Here is a 16,430-nt window from a genome sequence, read left to right as displayed (position 1 = left end):
TGCGGGTTCACCTCCGGGGGCGGTTTGACGGACATCGAACCCAGTTGACGGTACGCTCGGTTCGACAGAGATCAAACTACGCAGGCCGAAAGATATTCCCGTGACCGAGAAGGTCCTCTCCGCAGCATCCGTCGTGCAGCCGGTCGGGCCGGTGCAGCAGGTGCTCGCCGCGGTGCACGACCCGGTGCGCCTGGAGATCATCCGGCGGCTGCGTAATGCCGGGACACCGCTGCAATGCGGTGCGCTCTACGACGGCATCAACAAGTCGACGGCGACCCACCACTTCAAGATCTTGCGAGAGGCGGGCCTCACCGAGCGTCTTGTCGTCGATGGCCTGATCTATCAGCGGCTGCGCAGCGACGAGGTGGAGGCTGCGTTGCCCGGCTTGCTTGACAGCATCGTGGGTGCCGCCAACAGGGAAGCCGGCGGCTAAGTGAACGGCGTGAGCTGCACGCCGGTATTGAGCAGTCGTTCCCGTACCACGGTGGCGATGTGCACGGCACCGGGTGTGTCTCCGTGGACGCAGACCGATTTCACGGTGACCGGCACGGTCGAACCGTCGACCGCGGTCACCCGGCCGGCGGTCACCATGGAGACGACGCGGTCGGCGATCTCGTCCACATCGTGGAGCACCGCATGTCGTTCCCGGCGCGACACCAGCTGCCCGTCAGGACGATAGGCCCGGTCAGCGAATGCCTCGGGTACGGTCTGTAGTCCCAACTCATCGGCCGAGGCGAAGAACGCCGATCCCGCGAGGCCGAGGACCGGTAGGTCGGGATTGACCGCCTGCACCGCTTGCGCGACAGCATGTGCCTGCGCCCGGTTGGTGACGATCGAGTTGTAAAGAGCACCATGCGGTTTGACGTAGGAGACCGTTGAGCCGGCCACCGCCGCGAGGGTGGACAGAGCCCCGATCTGATACATCACGTCCGCCATCAGGTCTTCGCTGCTGACGTCGATGAAGCGCCGGCCGAAGCCCGCCAGATCGCGGTAGCTGACCTGAGCGCCGATCCGTACGCCGCGTGCGGCGGCCGCCCGACACACTTTCATCAGCGTGGTGGGGTCGCCCGCGTGAAATCCGCATGCCACGTTGGCAGACGTGACGATGTCGAGCATCGCGTTGTCGTCGCCGAGGGTCCACACGCCGAATCCCTCACCGAGGTCTGCGTTGAGATCGACGCGGGTTGCGGACACGACGCCAGCCTAGTTCGCGGGTCCCGCTCGCCACTCGGGACCGTGCTCTCTGGTCTGCGTGGTGGTCGACCCAGTTGCTAATGAATATCATTTTCATTAGTGTCTGGCGCACAGCTCTTACACAGATTGGGAACGGGGTTTGGCGTGCGCGGACGGCATCGGTTGATTTGGGCGGCGTCCTCAGCGGCTGTACTCGCGGGAGCATATGTCTCTCCCGGTGGTGTGATCGGCGAAATCCATTCTCCTGCAAGTATTTTTGTTGCTGTGCGCGAGCTCCCGCCTGGGCAGCCGTTGGTCAAACTGATGAGTGTGCAGCGTCCGATGGTCCCGTTGAGTTCGGGCGGCACCGATTCCACGGACAAAGCAGGCGGCGTCGACTCCCGCCGTTCTGGCGGTGCCCCAACCGGCAGCAGGAGCAAGTCTGCGGTAGGCCGGGACGCCAGCGAATCCGACGCCGGCCCGCGAGCCGTCGCCCGCCGCGATCGCGACGATGACGTCGCAAGCCGCTCGACAGTCACCGGCGCAGGCCGCAATACCGTTTCGCAGAACGACCGCGACCGCGACCGCGACGATCACGATCATGACCATGGTGGGGATGATGATCACGATCATGACCATGGTGGGGATGATGATCACGATCATGACCATGGTGGGGATGATGATCATGACCATGGTGGGGATGATGATCACGATCATGACCATGGTGGGGATGATGATCACGACCATGGTGGGGATGATGATCACGATCATGACCATGGTGGGGATGATGATCATGACCATGACCATGGCGGCGGTGGCCACGATCATGACCATGGCGGCGGTGGCCACGATCATGACCATGGCGGCGGTGGCCACGATCATGACCATGGCGGCGGTGGCCACGATCATGACCATGGCGGCGGTGGCCATGACCATGCGCACGGTCTTGGTGGACATGATCATGAGCACGGTGCGGCGGGGCATGACCATGCGCACGGTCTTGGTGGACATGATCATGAGCACGGTGCGGCGGGGCATGACCATGCGCACGGTCTAGGCGATCACGATCATGACCACAGTCATGGCCACAGCCATGACCATGACCACGAGCACGGAGCCGTCGCGGATCGCGCCCAGGGCTTCCCTACGTCGCAACCGGCTGTGGAACCGACCTCTTGGACAACGCCATTGGTGTGGAGCGGTCTCGTAGCTCTGCTCGCTGCGCTGGCGCTGGCCGGCCGTTGGTTTGTCGGCACTGCCGGAGCGGCGTCGGGTGTGATGGGCAGGTTGTGGCGCGGTCGCCGCTAAGCGGCTTTTCCCGTCCGAGTTTCCCAATTGTGCTGTAGCTATTCGTATTTCGGGAACTGGCTCGTCCGGGAGTGTCGGTGGTCAGCGGCTCGCGCTGATGGTAAGGGATGTTTGGGGCAGAGAACCGCTCAGCGATAAACCTTACCCACGGGCTCTGGATGGTAGCGGCCCCAGAGGTGTCTCGCGCGATCCGTTAATGACACGTTGAAGAATGGACCGAACCGCGGCGCCGCGGCCTGACCGTGGGGTTCGTGAACAATGGCGAGAGCTGTCTGACATGTCGTAACGGCGGTGTCGGATCAGCGTAAAGCGCTGTTGCATAGCGATATTCGACTATTCCGATGGGTAAGCTGCGCTCGCCGATCCCAGGACGGGCGCACTGTGATATTAGTCATAAACGTGCCCAGGTCAGTTCAAATTGACTGGTGAACAACGCTACTCGCAACGACTGACGGTACCTATCGCGAACTCCAAATATTAACGGCCGAGCAGGTGTGTAACCAGGGCTCATAGCGAAAGGGGCATGTGTGAAATCGGGGGAGCTCGGTTGAATTTGCATGAGAAGTGCTGCATGTGAAGATATTTCGACCTGCGCAAGCGTCCTGATCACCGAGGTGTCGCATCTGCTTATGGGTAGGAACAGCGGGACTCAGCTGCTACCTTCCCAAATCTGGGGAGCCCAGGAGTCGCACAATGTTTAGCGAGGGAACTACGCAGATGTCCAAGTATCGCCAGGGTATGGCCGAGGGGCAGGCAGTAAGCGGGGGAATTCGGGTTTGGCCCGTAATGCCCTTCATGCTAGGCGGAATCGCCGTGGTCGGAACTGCAGCCATGATGTTGGCCCATTCCGACGCCTTCGTGCCCGACCCGTCACAATCGTTCGACCGCGGTCCGCAACCCAAGACGATCGTCTATACCTTGACGACGGATCAGAAACCGCTGTCGGAGAACGCGGAAAGCGTAGCTACGAAGCCGTGGCAGCCGCCGATCGTCTATCCGTCCTTGTGGAACTACGAAGGCAACGGAAACAAGAACACGCCGTCGATGTTCGCGGGCGCTGCTCTCGACGCTCCGACGACGGTCGCGGACTGGCTCCTCAACATGGACGCGCGGCAGACCTTCGGGATGATCGGCAAGGGCGGCTGGCTTCTCGGCAACGGCGTCGACGGAACCGACGCGTACATCGGGGTCGATGGTCTGGTCGTCCAAGCGACCAAAGGCGGTAACGGCGGCCTATTCGGCGGAAATGGCGGGAACGGCGGCAAGGGACTCGACGCCGGCTACTACGTCAAGAACGAGACGAGCGGAAGGTGGGAGCCGCTCGACCATGACCATGACCATGACCATGACCACGACCATGACCATGACCACGACCACGACCACGATCACGGCGGCACGTTCTTCGCCGCATCCAACGGTGCCAAAGGCGGCAACGCGATGTTCGCCATCGGAACAGGCGGTAACGGTGGCGCGGGTGGAATCGGCGTCAGCAGTCAGGAGCATCCGGACGCACCGGTCATCGGCGGTGCCGGCGGCGCCGGTGGACGTGGCGGTGCTCTGGCCGGTGGCGGCGGGATCGGCGGAAACGGCGGCTGGGCCAACGCCGATAGCGGTGCCGCGACAGGTGGGGTGGGCGGAGCAGGCGGCCGCGCCGGCATGTTTGGCGACGGCGGTGCGGGCGGTCTGGGAGGCAGTGCGTCGACGGCGAGCGTTTACCTGGTCGTCGACGGCCAGATGGTCGGTGTCGGCGCGGTTGGCGGTCGGGGCGGTGACGGCGGCGGCGCCTTCTTCGGTGAGGGAGGCAACGGCGGAGCCGGCGGGGTTGCCGATGTCATCCACAGTCATGACCACGAGCACGAGCACGAGCAGACTGCGACCGCCGAGCCGGCGGTGGAAGTGCAATTCCCCGAGGATGTTTCGTCGTTAGGCCGGACAGTCAGCGGAAGCGGGGGTAGGGGTGGCAACTCCGTGTTCGGCAACGGCGGCAACGGTGGCGACGGTGGTGGAGCGTATGAAGGCGAGATCGACGACTCCGGCATCCCCGGCTCGTTCGGTGTCGGCTCCGCGACCGGCGGCCGCGGCGGAGATGCCGGCGAGACCGCGTGGGGCGAGGGAGGTGAAGGTGGCCGCGGAAGCGGTGCTTTTGCCTGGCACGGCGATGCCACGGCCGGCGACGGTGGTGCGGGCGGTGGGTCGTCGGTCCACGGGGTTGCCGGCGAAGGTGGCCGCGGAGGGGACGCCGAGGCGCCAGAAGGCACTGCCAAAGGTGGAGCCGGTGGCCGCGGTGGCAACGGCGGGATCACCAGCGTCGGCGGTCGCGGTGGTAAGGGTGGCGACGCCGAGGGCATCGATGATGCGAACTCGCTGCCGGGTGCAGACGGCGAAGCCGGGCGCGACGCCATCTTCGCGCACGATCACGATCACGATCACGATCACGGCGACGATGATGACGACGATCGCGATGACGATGGCGATGGCGATGGCGATGGCGGCCATGACCACGATCACAGCCATTCCAGCAGTGCCGACGAGAGCTGACGCCGGTATAGAACCAGAGCAGTGGTAGCCCGGCGCGGGCGTCGACATCGGACTCAGTTGACGCCCGCGTTGTGGTGTCCCGGCCAGTGCAGTAGTTGGCAAGTGTGTAGCAATCGAATTCGAAGGTGAGTGAATCCCGTGACTGACAACAGTGTTGAGGCCCAGAGATATTCGGATATCGAAGACAGCACTGCTGCTCCCGGTACTGCGCCCCCGGGCGGCAACAATAGCGCCCATCGAAGCCCCGTCGCCCTCCTGGCTATGGCGCTTGCGCTCGTAGCGGTGGCTCTCTCGGCTTGGGCGGCGTTCCGTCCGTCGCCTACAGAGAACGCTGCTGTGGGCGCCCCAGCCCAGATCACCGACGAATCGCGTGGCGTCGCGCGACAGAGTGTCTGCGACGCCTTCGACACCGTACGTCGAGGCATCACGATCAACACCAACGCCAGCGCGCCGGGAGGACCAGGAGATGTGGCCGGTGGTATGGCCGTAGCCGCCAACGCTCGGCTAGCCCTACTCGGCGGCGGGGAGTACCTGCTGTCGAAGCTCGAACCGGCAGTGCCGACCGACCTCGGGGACGCGACGCGTACATTCGCCACGACCCTGCTCGACATCGGTGCCCTGTCGATCGCTGGAATTCCGACGACTGATCCCGCACAGACTGACCGGATGCGGTCTGCCGACGCCCTAAGTGCTGAGATCGCGGGTCTGTGCGGTAGTGCCTGAGCCGGGTCGCGGTTGCGTTCGCGCACGGGCGGGGGACCTTGACAACAGCACACCGATACTGAGGACCATCCCATCGCATCCGGCGCCGCAGAGCTGATCGGTCTCAGGAGGACGGCGTGGTAGATCACCCGATGCCTGCGCCGAGGACGTCGTTGAGGTTGCGGTCGACCGAACCGCAGTCGTGACCCCTGGGCAATTGTTACATCGGCTCGGCGGCAATGACGTAGTCGTAGCCGTGGCGGAGTCCGTTGTTGTCCTCTGCCGATTGAAGGGCGCGGGCACGAAGGTCTTCGACATAGCGACGCATCGATTCGCCGAGGCTAGCGTCGGAGAAGCGTTTGAGGCGGTCTAGGCACATGTCGAGCTGGCCGTTGATGAAGCGGGCTCGATAGCGGATGGGAAAGCGGCGCGCTTCCAACGTCCGGAAGCCGGATTTCCCCAGTGAGCGCTGAATCCACTCCATCGGGAATTCACGGTAGGTCCGTTCTCCGGCCAACAACAAGCACGCGTCGCGTACACGGCCGATCTCCCAGATGATCCTTCCGCTTTCGGTCTCCGGCCGGAACGGCACATAAGGCTCAAGGCCGATGATGTACATGCGGCCGTCCGCGTTCATCAACGGCCGCAGGCGTTCGAAAACTCGGTCCTGCCAGTACGGGGCAAACCCTTCGACGGCGCCGACGAGGTAGTCCACCAGCAGCGTGTCGAACTTCTCTCCGGTGAGCAGGCTGTCATTGACCCAGTTGCCGACCAGCACGCGATCCTGAGGACGGGCCTGGGTGTCGAGGACGTCGCGGATCTTGTCCGCCATGTTCTGCGATGCGGTCACCGCGGTCCATCGATCGCTGGGCAGCGTCACGATCCACTCAAGGGATTTGACGCCGGTTCCGGCGTCGAGGAGGCTGCCCCAGCGTCGCGGCCGCTGCAGATCTTCGATAAAGCGGAACAGGGAGGAGATCTCGATGGTCTCGGTCACAGGGCGGGTCACTTTCGTCGTGTCACGACTGACTGTTCGAGTCGAGGTCGATGCGATCGTCGGCGAGGTTGATCACGCGGTCGTCGTGCGTTGCAGCGACGACGGTGGTTCCGGTTTCGGTCATTCTTGCCAGTTGTGCGAGTACGACTTCTGTCGTCGCGCCATCGAGTCCGGTGGTCGGCTCGTCGAGCAGGAGCAAAGACGCTTCCTGCGCGAAAGCCTGTGCCAGAAGTGCTTTTTGGCGCTGTCCTCCAGAGAGTTCACCCAGTGTTCGGCGACGTAGATGAGCAAGGCCGAGTTCGGCCAGCCAGTGTTCGACCACGTCATGGTCGCGCCGTCGAGGTCTTCGCAGTAGCCCGAGTCGACGCCAACGGCCCATCATGACCGCCTCGGCGACGGTGATCGGGAACCGGTCGGTGACGGCGCTACGTTGCACAGCGAAGGCGATGTTGTCGGTGTGAACGGTGACCTGACCTCGGTCGGGACGCAGTACGCCGGCGAGCAGGCTGAGTAACGTCGACTTTCCAGACCCGTTGGAGCCGACCACTGCGGTCAGCGCACCCAGGCGTGGGTGCAGGGTGAGATCGCGGAACACCGCATTGCGCTGGTAGGCAAAGTCGACGCCGGAGACCATAATCCCAGGCGTCACCGTCGTCGCCTTGTTGATAATGAGTTTCATTACTGCTAAGAGTGTACGGCATGGCGCATTGGCTGACTGAGCCGTTCCACGCGGACGTGATCCTGCGGGCGCTACTCGCCGGGGTGATCGCCGCATGCCTATGCTCCCTCGTCGGATGCTGGGTGCTGTTGCGCCGCAACGTCTTTTTGGGAGAAGCGATGACTCATGGCATGCTTCCCGGCGTCGCCATCGCTGCTCTGCTGGGCATCAGCCTGATGGTCGGTGGGCTGGTGGCGGCCCTGATCATGGCGGTAGGCGTGGCCGCCATCGGTCGATCGTCGAAGTTGTCGTCCGATACCAGCATCGGACTACTGCTCGTCGGAATGCTGGCGCTCGGCGTTATCATCGTGTCTCGTTCGCAGAGCTTCGCAGTTGACCTCACCGGTTTCCTGTTCGGTGACGTGTTCGCGGTACGTACGGCCGATCTGGTGGTTTTGGCTGTGGCGCTGGCCCTGACTCTCGTCGCGACCGTCGTGGGTCATCGTGCGTTCGTCGCAGTGACGTTCGATCCGCGCAAGGCGGCGACGCTGGGTCTGCGCCCGCAGTTGGCCATTCCCGTTCTGACCGTGTTGATGGCCGTGGCCATGGTGGCGTCCTTTCACGTTGTCGGCACACTTCTGGTGCTGGGTCTGCTCGTCGCACCACCGGCAGCAGCTTTGGCTTGGGCGAAGTCAATTCCGCGGATCATGGCGCTGTCGGCCGTGATTGGTTCAGTCTCGGTGTATCTGGGGCTGCTCGTCTCCTGGCATGCGGGCACCGCTGGCGGCGCGACTATCGCGGCCGTGGCGGTATTACTCTTCTTTGCCTCGGCGGCACTCGCACCGCTGCGCAATCGGTGGAGGCAGCTGTCAGCGGTGGCGGCATCAGCGATCGTCGCCGTAGGGTGCTCCACCGGGGGCGAGCAGCCGGCTGCGCCGGCGACAACGTCGGCCGCCACCGGCGATGGCGTGGCGATCGAAGACGGAGCCCGCGAAATCGCAAGCGCGCTGACCAAGCTGGTTCTCGTCGATCCCGCGACAGGCGATACGTCGGTATACGACGCTGTGGACGAAGTCGAAACCCGTGTCGGTTCGTATGGACCGGTGACCAAGTTGGTCGGCGACGGGCGCTTCGCATACCTGCGGACCGACGACGGCACCACCGTCATTGACGGCGGAGCGTGGACTTTCGACCACGGCGACCACTACCACTATTTCGCCACCGATCCGGCCCAGGTCGCGACAGTTGACGTCCCAGTCGCTTCGGTCAGTGCCAGCAACCACGTCGTGGCGCTGCGATCCGAATCGGGTGAGGTCGAACTCATCGACCGCGAGAAACTCGGCACTCGGACGGTCGAGGCGCCCGAGGGTCTGACAGTGCCACCGGGCGCCGCGGCGGTAGTTCCGTACGGGGCTCGACTACTGACGGTGACCGCAGCGGGCCAGATCCAGGTCACCGGGGACGGTGCGACGACGGAGGTCGCCGGCGAATGCCGGAACCCCTCGTGGGCGATACCCACCCGTAGAGCTGTCGTTTTCGGGTGCGACAGTGGCGCCGTCCGGGTCACCGGCGGGGCCCAGGATCTGACCGCAACCCCTATGCCGTATCCGACCGACGCGCCGCCGCAGCGTCCCACTCAGATGGATCATCGGGACCGTGCGGATGTCTTCGCAGGCACGGCTGAGGGCACGGTGTGGGTGCTCGACAGCCGCCAGCGCCTGTGGACATCGATCTCAGTCCCGGACGCGGTGGCTGCCAACACCGCCGGAGACGGGACCGTGCTGGTGCTGCGCCGTGACGGAACACTGAGCGCATTCGACGTCAACACTCGCAGCGAGACAGTACGAGTACCGCTGATCGGTGACGGCGTTCCCACTGACGGGCCGCAGCCGGTGATCGACATCGATTCTGACCGCGCCTACGTCAACAACGCCACTGCGCGCGAGATCTATGAGATCGACTATGCCGACGGGCTGCGCATAGCGCGGACTCTGCGCACCGAAATCGTGCCGGGGCTGATGGTGGAGACCGGTCGGTGAGGCGCTGGCACTCGCTGGTCTGCGTACTCGGACTCGTTGCCACGTTCGTCACGTCGTGCGGAAGCGGCAGTTCGGACAGCAGCCAAATTGTCGTCACCACCAACATCCTGGGTGACGTAGTCCGCAATGTGGTGGGTGACGCTGCCGAGGTTCTGGTATTGATGCAGCCCAACGCCGATCCACACTCGTTCGGAATCTCGGCACAGGACGCCGCGGCGATGAACAGCGCCGGCCTGGTGATCTACAACGGTCTCGGCTTGGAAGAGAACGTCACGCGCAACGTAGAAAGTGCTGCCGAACAAGGCATCCCGACGCTTGCGGTTGGTGACCGGATCGACCCCATTCAGTACACGGAGGGCGACAGCGCGGGCATGCCCGATCCGCACTTCTGGACCGACCCCGAGCGGATGATCACCGCCGTGGATGTCATCGAAGAGACGATCCGCACCGAGGTCGACGGTATCGATGCCCATGCAGTCACCCGCAACGCGGAGAACTACCGCGCGCAACTGCGTGAACTTGACACCTCGATGGTCGAGAACCTCGACACGATCCCTGTCCAACGCCGCAAGTTGGTGACCAACCACCACGTCTTGGGGTATTTCGCCCAGCGCTTCGGCTTCACTGTGGTCGGGGCTCTCGTGCCGAGCGGCACGACGCTGGCGGCGCCTAGCGCGTCTGATCTGCAGTCGCTCGTCGGGGCTATCCAATCTACCGGCGTGCCCGCGATATTCATTGACTCCTCACAGCCCGACCGGCTGGCGCGAGTGCTCGCCGAACAGGCCGGAGTACAGGTCAAGATCGTGCCCTTGTACAGCGAATCCCTCAGCCCACCGGGCACTCCCGGTGACACCTATCTCGGGATGATGCGGGCCAACGCCGATGCCATCGTCACCGGCCTGCGGTAACAGCAGGAACCTCATCAGCTCGGAAGGGAGTCAATATCAACAATCCGCAATGGCGGTATCGCGTGGGAGGGTTGTTCTGCGCGACGGCCGGTGACCGGTGCGCAGGTCAAAGGCCATCGACGTGACCGGCGACTGGACCGAGCCCGAGGACTGGCATCAGCCGCGGCCCACTGTCTTCACGCGTGAACGGGCCGGTTACGTTTCGGCCCGGCAACCACACAGATCCACCTCGTGGACCTGACGGCAGGAACTGCGGCTGAGTCGGTGACGCTGGACCAGGCGCCGAACGCACTGCGCGGCGCGGTCGTTCGCCACCACTGAGAAGAGCACGGTCTGCGGGCGTCGCAGACCGTCGACAACAAGCGAGAAGGAGCGAAGATGTCTGATCCGCGGTGGATGTACCGCGTTGGAGTGCTGTCGTGTGCGGCGGCGGCGCTGACCGCGTGCTCGTCTGGCAATGACAATGCCCAAGGAGCTGAGACCACCCAGCCGAGCGTTCCAGCGCAGAGTGCCCCGATCCCGGAACCGTTGGTGGCCACCTACGATGGTGGGCTTTACGTCCTCGACGGTGAGACTTTGGAGGTGAGGCAGGACATTCCCCTCGACGGGTTCCTGCGTGTCAACCCGGCCGGCGACGACGCGCACGTGCTGGTGACGACCAGTGAGGGTTTCCGGATTCTCGACGCGGCGTCTGGTCAGCTCACCGATGAGACGTTCCCGGCCGATGATGCGGGACACGTTGTGCCGCACGGGGAGACCACGGTGCTGTTCGCAGACGGCTCCGGTGAGATCACCACGTTCGACCCACACGCTCTGGCGGACGGCATGCCTCAGACCCAGATGTTCACCACGCCACAACCGCACCACGGGGTGGCCGTGGTCCTGTCCGACGGGACCCTGGTGCACAGCCTCGGAGATTCCGAAGGCCGCACCGGTGCCGTCGCGTTGCAAGGCGATCGTGAGATTGCGCGTACCGAGGACTGCCCGGGCCTACACGGCGAAACTGTCGTCGCCGATGAGGAGGTGGTGCTCGGCTGCGAGGATGGAGCGCTGATCTTCGCCAACGGTCAGTTCACCAAGGTGCCCAGCCCCACCCCTTACGGTCGGATCGGCAACATCAAAGGCCACGATGACTCCCCGGTCGCGTTGGGGGACATGAAGATCGATCCGGATGCCGAACTGGAACGACCCGAACAGTTCGCGTTGATCGACACCACCACCGACCAGATCAGAATCGTGCAGATGCCGCCCTCGGTGAGCTACTCGTTCCGTTCATTGGCCAGGGGGCCGCAGGCGGAGGCCTTGATGCTGGGAACTGACGGCAAGCTGTATGTGTTCGATCCGGTGACGGGTGCGCAGATCAAGTCCATCGATGTGACTGGTGCGTGGACCGAGCCCGAGGACTGGCAGGACCCGCGGCCGACCGTCTTCACCCGTGAAGACGCCGTCTACGTCACCGATCCGGCAACCAAGCAGATCCACCTGGTCGACCTGCAGAGCGGCACGGTGACCCTGTCCACGACCCTCGACCAGGAACCGAACGAGCTGAGTGGGGCTGTCGGCCACCATCACTGAGATGGTGCGACGATGGGTGTGTGACACGTGCTGACACTCTCATCGCCGCGCCGGAACTGATGCGCCTGATCGACGAAGGGGCATCTGTGAGCGTCCTCGACGTCCGCTGGGAACTGACCCAACCGGACGGATGGGAGGCGTACATCCGTGGGCATGTGCCCGGCGCGGTGTACGTCTCCCTCGAGGAGGACCTCACCGACCACTCGGTCACCGGTCGCGGTCGCCATCCTCTTCCCTCGGGCGACGCAGTCCAGACCGCGGCGCGGCGGTGGGGGCTGCGAACCGGCGTCCCGACCGTCGTCTACGACGACTGGAACCGGGCCGGCTCGGCACGCGCGTGGTGGGTGCTGACAGCGGCCGGCATCGACGGTGTGCGGATCCTTGACGGCGGTCTGGCGGCCTGGACTGCCGCCGGGGGTGAACTTGAAATCGCGCCGCCCACAACGACACCCGGTGATGTGTCGGTTGAGTACCGGGACCTGTATCGAGGCGCGCTGCCGACGTTGACCGTCGACGAGGTTGCTGAGTTTCCCGGTGTGCTGCTGGATGCCCGCGCGCCGCAACGGTTCCGCGGTGAGAGTGAACCGGTGGACCCGGTGGCCGGCCACATCCCCGGCGCCCGAAACGCGCCGAGTACCGAGATTCTCTCGGGAGACGGTCGTTTTGTTTCCGAGGAGGGCCTGCGGCGTTACTTTGCCGGGTTTCCGGCGGACCGACCAGGCGGGGTGGGCGTCTACTGTGGGTCAGGTGTGACTGCGGCGGTGATCGTCGCGGCCCTGCGGACGACTGGCGTGGATGCCAAACTGTTCGCCGGATCCTGGTCGCAGTGGAGCGCAGACGTCACCCGGCCTGTCGCCACCGGGGAATAGCGCATCTCAGTTCAGCCGGCTGGCTCTTGCAAGGTTCACGTCGGCCCGTAGCGCCAACGGCAGGGCGGTCGGATCCCAGTTGCCGGCGGCGATCCACTCGCAGACCGTCTGTGCCTCGGACTCGGTCCGCACGGGTCCGATCCACTGAACAGAAGCCACCGGCACCCGTTCGGCGGTGCACGGCTGCAGGAGCAGCATTACCCCTCGATCGCCGCTTCGGCCGGCACAGGTGAGCCGGCCCAGCAGGCACTGCGTCATCACCAGCACCGCGTGCGGGCAACTGCGAACCACGGCTCGCAGTGTGCCCATCACGTCGGCGGTGTCGGTTGTGCATGCGGCGCAGGCTGCGATGGTGAACGGACGATCGGTGTAGCGGGCTTCGGCTCGCACGGCGACTCTCGATGCTTATCGGCAATGGTTTTCAATAACTCCGGTTCACGATACAGTGCACGCGCAAGGTTGTCGAAAATCATTTTCATTTAGGTGGAGGGTTCTTCATGGGTCGGATGACCGGCAAGGTCGCGTTCGTCACCGGTGCGGCGCGTGGACAGGGCCGTAGCCACGCGGTTCATCTGGCCGACGAAGGCGCCGACCTGGTGATTGTCGATATCGGGAGCGATATCGCCACCAACGCCTATCCGTTGGCGTCGTCCGCCGACCTGGACGAGACGGTGAGCCTGGTCGAGAAGGCGGGGCGCCGAGTGATCTCCGCCCAGGTCGACGTTCGTGACCGGGTAGGACTCAAGAAGGTGCTCGATGACGCGGTGGCCGAGCTGGGAGGCTTGCACGTTGTCGTGGCCAATGCCGGAATCTGCCCGCTGGGCAAGGACGTTCCGGTGCAGGGTTTTGCCGACGCGTTCGATGTCGACTTCGTCGGTGTGGTGAACACGGTCCATGTCGCGCTGGCTCACCTGCACGCCGGTGCTTCGGTGATCATCACCGGTTCGGTGGCGGGTCTGGTTCCGCAGGCCGGTGGTGTCAACGGCATGGGAGGGCTGCAGGGGCCCGGAGGTGACGGGTATGGCCTGGCCAAGAAGATGGTGCGGGATTACACCCGGTCGCTGGCGCTGACGATGGGTCCCAGTCAGGTTCGGGTCAACGCGATCCATCCCACGAACGTCAACACCGACATGCTGCAGAACTCGGCGATGTACAAGACTTTCCGGCCGGATATTCCGGAACCGACCCGTGAGGATGCGGAACTGACCTTCCCGTTCATGCAGGCCATGCCGATTCCGTACATCGAGCCATCGGATATCTCGCACGCGGTCGTGTACCTGGCCTCCGATGAATCCCGTTATGTGACAGGCCAGCAGCTCTTCGTCGACGCCGGCGCGTCGTTGAAGCTGGGGCTCTGACCGGCGCGCTGCGATGGCATTGGTCAATCCCGGTGGCAGAGCCCCGGCCGAAAGGGCGTCCGGCTCGCATCTCGGTCTCCTGAAGGGCATCGTCCGGGCGACGTTGGCCCTCGGCGAGTCCGACGCGATCGTCGTCCAGCAACTCGCGTGCGCCGAGCCTGGCTGTCCACCGGTGGAGACGGTGGTCGCGGTCCTGGCGGCACCGCGTCGCACCTGGAAGTTTCCCTGTACCGCAGATGAACTCACGCCAGACCAGCTGCGGCGAGAGCTTCGGCACTTTCCGAAAGGACGTGAACATGACCACAGTTGACCAACGGGTGCCCGTCACGGTGATCACAGGATTCCTGGGCGCAGGTAAGACAACACTGGTCAATCGCATTCTCACCGAACAGCACGGTCGCCGGATCGCGGTGATCGAGAACGAATTCGGTGAAGTCGGGATCGATGACGCACTCGTGCTCGACGCCGAAGAAGAAATCTTCGAGATGAACAACGGCTGCATCTGTTGCACTGTGCGCGGCGATCTCATCAGGATCCTGGGAGCTTTGATGCGACGCCGAGATCGCTTCGATCAGATCCTGATCGAGACAACCGGTCTGGCGGATCCTGCACCGGTCGCTCAGACCTTCTTCGTCGACGATGAGATGCGGGAGCGACTTCGTCTCGACGCCATCGTGACGGTGGTCGATGCGGCGCATGTACTCGAGCACCTCGATGAGGTCAAACCTGCTGGTGTCGAGAATGAGGCGGTGGAGCAGGTCGCCTTCGCCGACCGGATGATCCTGAACAAGGTCGACCTCGTTGATGAGGAGCGGCTTGCAACGGTCGAAGCGCGGCTGCGGGGAATCAACCGGGGCGCCGAGATCGTGCATAGCCAGAATGCAAATGTGGAGCTACACAAGGTTCTCGACATCGGTGCGTTCGATCTGCAGCGCGTTCTCGACGACGACCCCGCGTTCCTTGACCAGGGCGACCATCAGCACGACCAGACAGTGACTTCGGTGGGTTTCCAGTTCGAGGGGGAGATCGATGTCGATCGACTCAACGAGTGGCTCGGTCAGTTGCTCGCCGGCAAGGGCGTGGACATCTTCAGAAGCAAAGGCATTCTGGCTCTGGCGGGTCAAGACCGGCAGTACGTCTTCCAAGGGGTGCACATGCTTTTCGACGGGACCGAGGGGCGTCCCTGGGGAATCGGCGAGCCCCGGTCGAATCGCTTCGTTTTCATCGGCCGGAACTTGGACCGCGGGGAACTCGAAGCAGCCTTTCGCCGCTGCCTGGTGACTACATGACCGCTGCTGTCGCCGGATCCACGCTGTGGTGCGCAGACATCGACGACGCCGTTGTCGCGCTCGACGAAGCCCCCGACGGCCGGATCGCCGTCGCGGGGGCCGAGGGCTCCTTGACGCTCCTCTCGGTCGACGGGGTTCTCATTCGCAGACAACAGATCTCTGCCGGGTGCCTCGCGGTGTCATGGTCGCCGGCAGGCGACCGGATGGCCGTGGGATCGGTTGACGGTGTGGCGATCCTCGATCAGGACGGTGCTGCGCTGAGCCGCCGACGAGGGGGTTGGTGTGCGGCGCTGGCGTGGAGCTTCGACGGTGCACGACTGGCGGCCGGCGTCGGGAGATCGACCGTGGTGTTGACTGCTGACGGCGCTGAGCTGGTCAGTCGGGACCGCAGTAGCACGGTCACCGCGGTGGACTGGATCAACCGGCGGGTCGCGTCTGCGGCCTATGGCGGAGTTCATGTTCAGCACGTCTCGCCGGGCGCCGCAGAGGACATCCTGCCCTTCACCGGCTCGTTGTTGGCAATGGCGATCAGTCCAGATCGACGTTGGGCGGCAAGCGGGAACCAGGACGCCACGTTGCATGTCTGGCGGGTTGGCAAGCGTGGCGAAGAGCTACAGATGTCGGGGTATCCGACCAAGATCACGACACTGGGCTTCTCGCCGGACTCCAGGCTGCTGGCTTCCGGTGGCGGAACGAATGTGACGGTGTGGAGTTTCGCCGGTGCCGGCCCGCGCGGCAGCACGCCGCGGATCCTGGCCGCACATGACGAGACCGTCGCGGCCTTGGCATGGTCACGCGACGGGCGTTACCTCGCCGCTGTGGCCGACGACGGCCGGCTCGCGGTGTGGGAACCCGCCGCGGCGATTCCCGGACGTGCGCATGCGGCCGTCGACGCGCTACGTCGGGATTCGCCTGCGGCGTCAGTCCGGTGGGATCGCCGGGGTCGGATCCTGGCGGGTTGGTCCGACGGCGTCGTCCTCGCCCGCGCACTGTAGAGGCTTCTCCGACCCGCCGGT

The 16,430-nt window shown here is 64.4% G+C and carries 15 protein-coding genes and 1 pseudogene; 11 read left to right on the top strand and 5 right to left on the bottom strand.

Features of this window, described 5'->3' with window-relative positions:
* Window positions 1-100 precede the first annotated feature (100 nt).
* Window positions 101-433 carry an ArsR/SmtB family transcription factor gene (locus ACNUDN_RS24290; protein ID WP_419124273.1) on the top strand — a complete coding sequence of 111 codons (333 nt, stop codon included), beginning with the start codon at window positions 101-103 and terminating at the stop codon, window positions 431-433.
* On the opposite strand, the gene ACNUDN_RS24285 is transcribed toward ACNUDN_RS24290, so the two are convergent.
* The gene (locus tag ACNUDN_RS24285; RefSeq protein WP_419124272.1) at window positions 430-1,194 is read right to left on the bottom strand and encodes a LamB/YcsF family protein; all 765 of its coding nucleotides are present in this window, start codon (window positions 1,192-1,194) and stop codon (window positions 430-432) included. The genes ACNUDN_RS24290 and ACNUDN_RS24285 overlap by 4 nt on opposite strands.
* A 180-nt stretch (window positions 1,195-1,374) precedes the next feature.
* Window positions 1,375-1,995, bottom strand: a complete 621-nt coding sequence (locus tag ACNUDN_RS24280; RefSeq protein WP_498450167.1) for a hypothetical protein — start codon at window positions 1,993-1,995, stop codon at window positions 1,375-1,377.
* Here ACNUDN_RS24280 and ACNUDN_RS24275 point away from each other — a divergent pair.
* The 3 genes from ACNUDN_RS24275 (at window position 1,973) to ACNUDN_RS24265 (ending at window position 5,742) form a co-directional block, all read left to right on the top strand.
* Window positions 1,973-2,230 (top strand): hypothetical protein, encoded by a 258-nt coding sequence (locus ACNUDN_RS24275; RefSeq protein ID WP_498450166.1) that lies wholly within the window; start codon window positions 1,973-1,975, stop codon window positions 2,228-2,230. The genes ACNUDN_RS24280 and ACNUDN_RS24275 overlap by 23 nt on opposite strands.
* Before the next feature lie 1,064 nt (window positions 2,231-3,294).
* Window positions 3,295-5,019, top strand: coding sequence for a hypothetical protein (locus ACNUDN_RS24270; RefSeq protein WP_419124269.1), 1,725 nt, complete (start codon window positions 3,295-3,297; stop codon window positions 5,017-5,019).
* Between the two features lie 336 nt (window positions 5,020-5,355).
* Window positions 5,356-5,742: a hypothetical protein gene (locus tag ACNUDN_RS24265; RefSeq protein ID WP_419124268.1), complete on the top strand. Its 387-nt coding sequence runs from the start codon at window positions 5,356-5,358 to the stop codon at window positions 5,740-5,742.
* Between the two features lie 199 nt (window positions 5,743-5,941).
* Here ACNUDN_RS24265 and ACNUDN_RS24260 read toward each other — a convergent pair.
* Window positions 5,942-6,700 (bottom strand): annotated as a pseudogene (locus tag ACNUDN_RS24260) (class I SAM-dependent methyltransferase); the annotation flags it as partial.
* A gap of 40 nt (window positions 6,701-6,740) precedes the next feature.
* Window positions 6,741-7,397: a zinc ABC transporter ATP-binding protein AztA gene (gene aztA, locus ACNUDN_RS24255; RefSeq protein ID WP_419124267.1), complete on the bottom strand. Its 657-nt coding sequence runs from the start codon at window positions 7,395-7,397 to the stop codon at window positions 6,741-6,743.
* A 20-nt stretch (window positions 7,398-7,417) separates the two neighbouring features.
* Here aztA and aztB point away from each other — a divergent pair, with 20 nt between their 5' ends.
* The 4 genes from aztB (at window position 7,418) to ACNUDN_RS24235 (ending at window position 12,767) form a co-directional block, all read left to right on the top strand.
* Complete coding sequence (gene aztB, locus ACNUDN_RS24250; RefSeq protein ID WP_419124266.1) at window positions 7,418-9,415, top strand: zinc ABC transporter permease AztB; 1,998 nt, start codon at window positions 7,418-7,420, stop codon at window positions 9,413-9,415.
* The gene (gene aztC / locus ACNUDN_RS24245; RefSeq protein ID WP_419124265.1) at window positions 9,412-10,323 is read left to right on the top strand and encodes a zinc ABC transporter substrate-binding protein AztC; all 912 of its coding nucleotides are present in this window, start codon (window positions 9,412-9,414) and stop codon (window positions 10,321-10,323) included. Before aztB ends, aztC begins: the two co-directional genes overlap by 4 nt.
* Window positions 10,324-10,701: 378 nt before the next feature.
* Window positions 10,702-11,898, top strand: coding sequence for a zinc metallochaperone AztD (gene aztD, locus ACNUDN_RS24240; protein ID WP_419124264.1), 1,197 nt, complete (start codon window positions 10,702-10,704; stop codon window positions 11,896-11,898).
* A 59-nt stretch (window positions 11,899-11,957) separates the two neighbouring features.
* Window positions 11,958-12,767, top strand: coding sequence for a sulfurtransferase (locus ACNUDN_RS24235; RefSeq protein ID WP_419125291.1), 810 nt, complete (start codon window positions 11,958-11,960; stop codon window positions 12,765-12,767).
* Window positions 12,768-12,773: 6 nt separating this feature from the next.
* Here ACNUDN_RS24235 and ACNUDN_RS24230 read toward each other — a convergent pair whose 3' ends face one another.
* Complete coding sequence (locus ACNUDN_RS24230) at window positions 12,774-13,157, bottom strand: hypothetical protein (protein WP_419124263.1); 384 nt, start codon at window positions 13,155-13,157, stop codon at window positions 12,774-12,776.
* A gap of 107 nt (window positions 13,158-13,264) precedes the next feature.
* Between ACNUDN_RS24230 and ACNUDN_RS24225 the strand changes: the two genes are divergently transcribed.
* The 3 genes from ACNUDN_RS24225 to ACNUDN_RS24215 all read left to right on the top strand — a co-directional run bounded on the left by ACNUDN_RS24225 (window position 13,265) and on the right by ACNUDN_RS24215 (window position 16,409).
* Window positions 13,265-14,125: a mycofactocin-coupled SDR family oxidoreductase gene (locus ACNUDN_RS24225; RefSeq protein ID WP_419124262.1), complete on the top strand. Its 861-nt coding sequence runs from the start codon at window positions 13,265-13,267 to the stop codon at window positions 14,123-14,125.
* 296 nt (window positions 14,126-14,421) lie between these two features.
* Window positions 14,422-15,414, top strand: coding sequence for a CobW family GTP-binding protein (locus tag ACNUDN_RS24220; RefSeq protein WP_498450165.1), 993 nt, complete (start codon window positions 14,422-14,424; stop codon window positions 15,412-15,414).
* Window positions 15,411-16,409, top strand: a complete 999-nt coding sequence (locus ACNUDN_RS24215; protein WP_419124260.1) for a WD40 repeat domain-containing protein — start codon at window positions 15,411-15,413, stop codon at window positions 16,407-16,409. Before ACNUDN_RS24220 ends, ACNUDN_RS24215 begins: the two co-directional genes overlap by 4 nt.
* Window positions 16,410-16,430: the final 21 nt, after the last annotated feature.

Origin of the sequence: Mycobacterium sp. smrl_JER01 (assembly GCF_048513595.2) — a bacterium.
GTDB lineage: Bacteria > Actinomycetota > Actinomycetes > Mycobacteriales > Mycobacteriaceae > Mycobacterium.
Note: the sequence above shows the minus strand (reverse complement) of the source record. Positions and strands in the feature narration are given on the sequence as shown.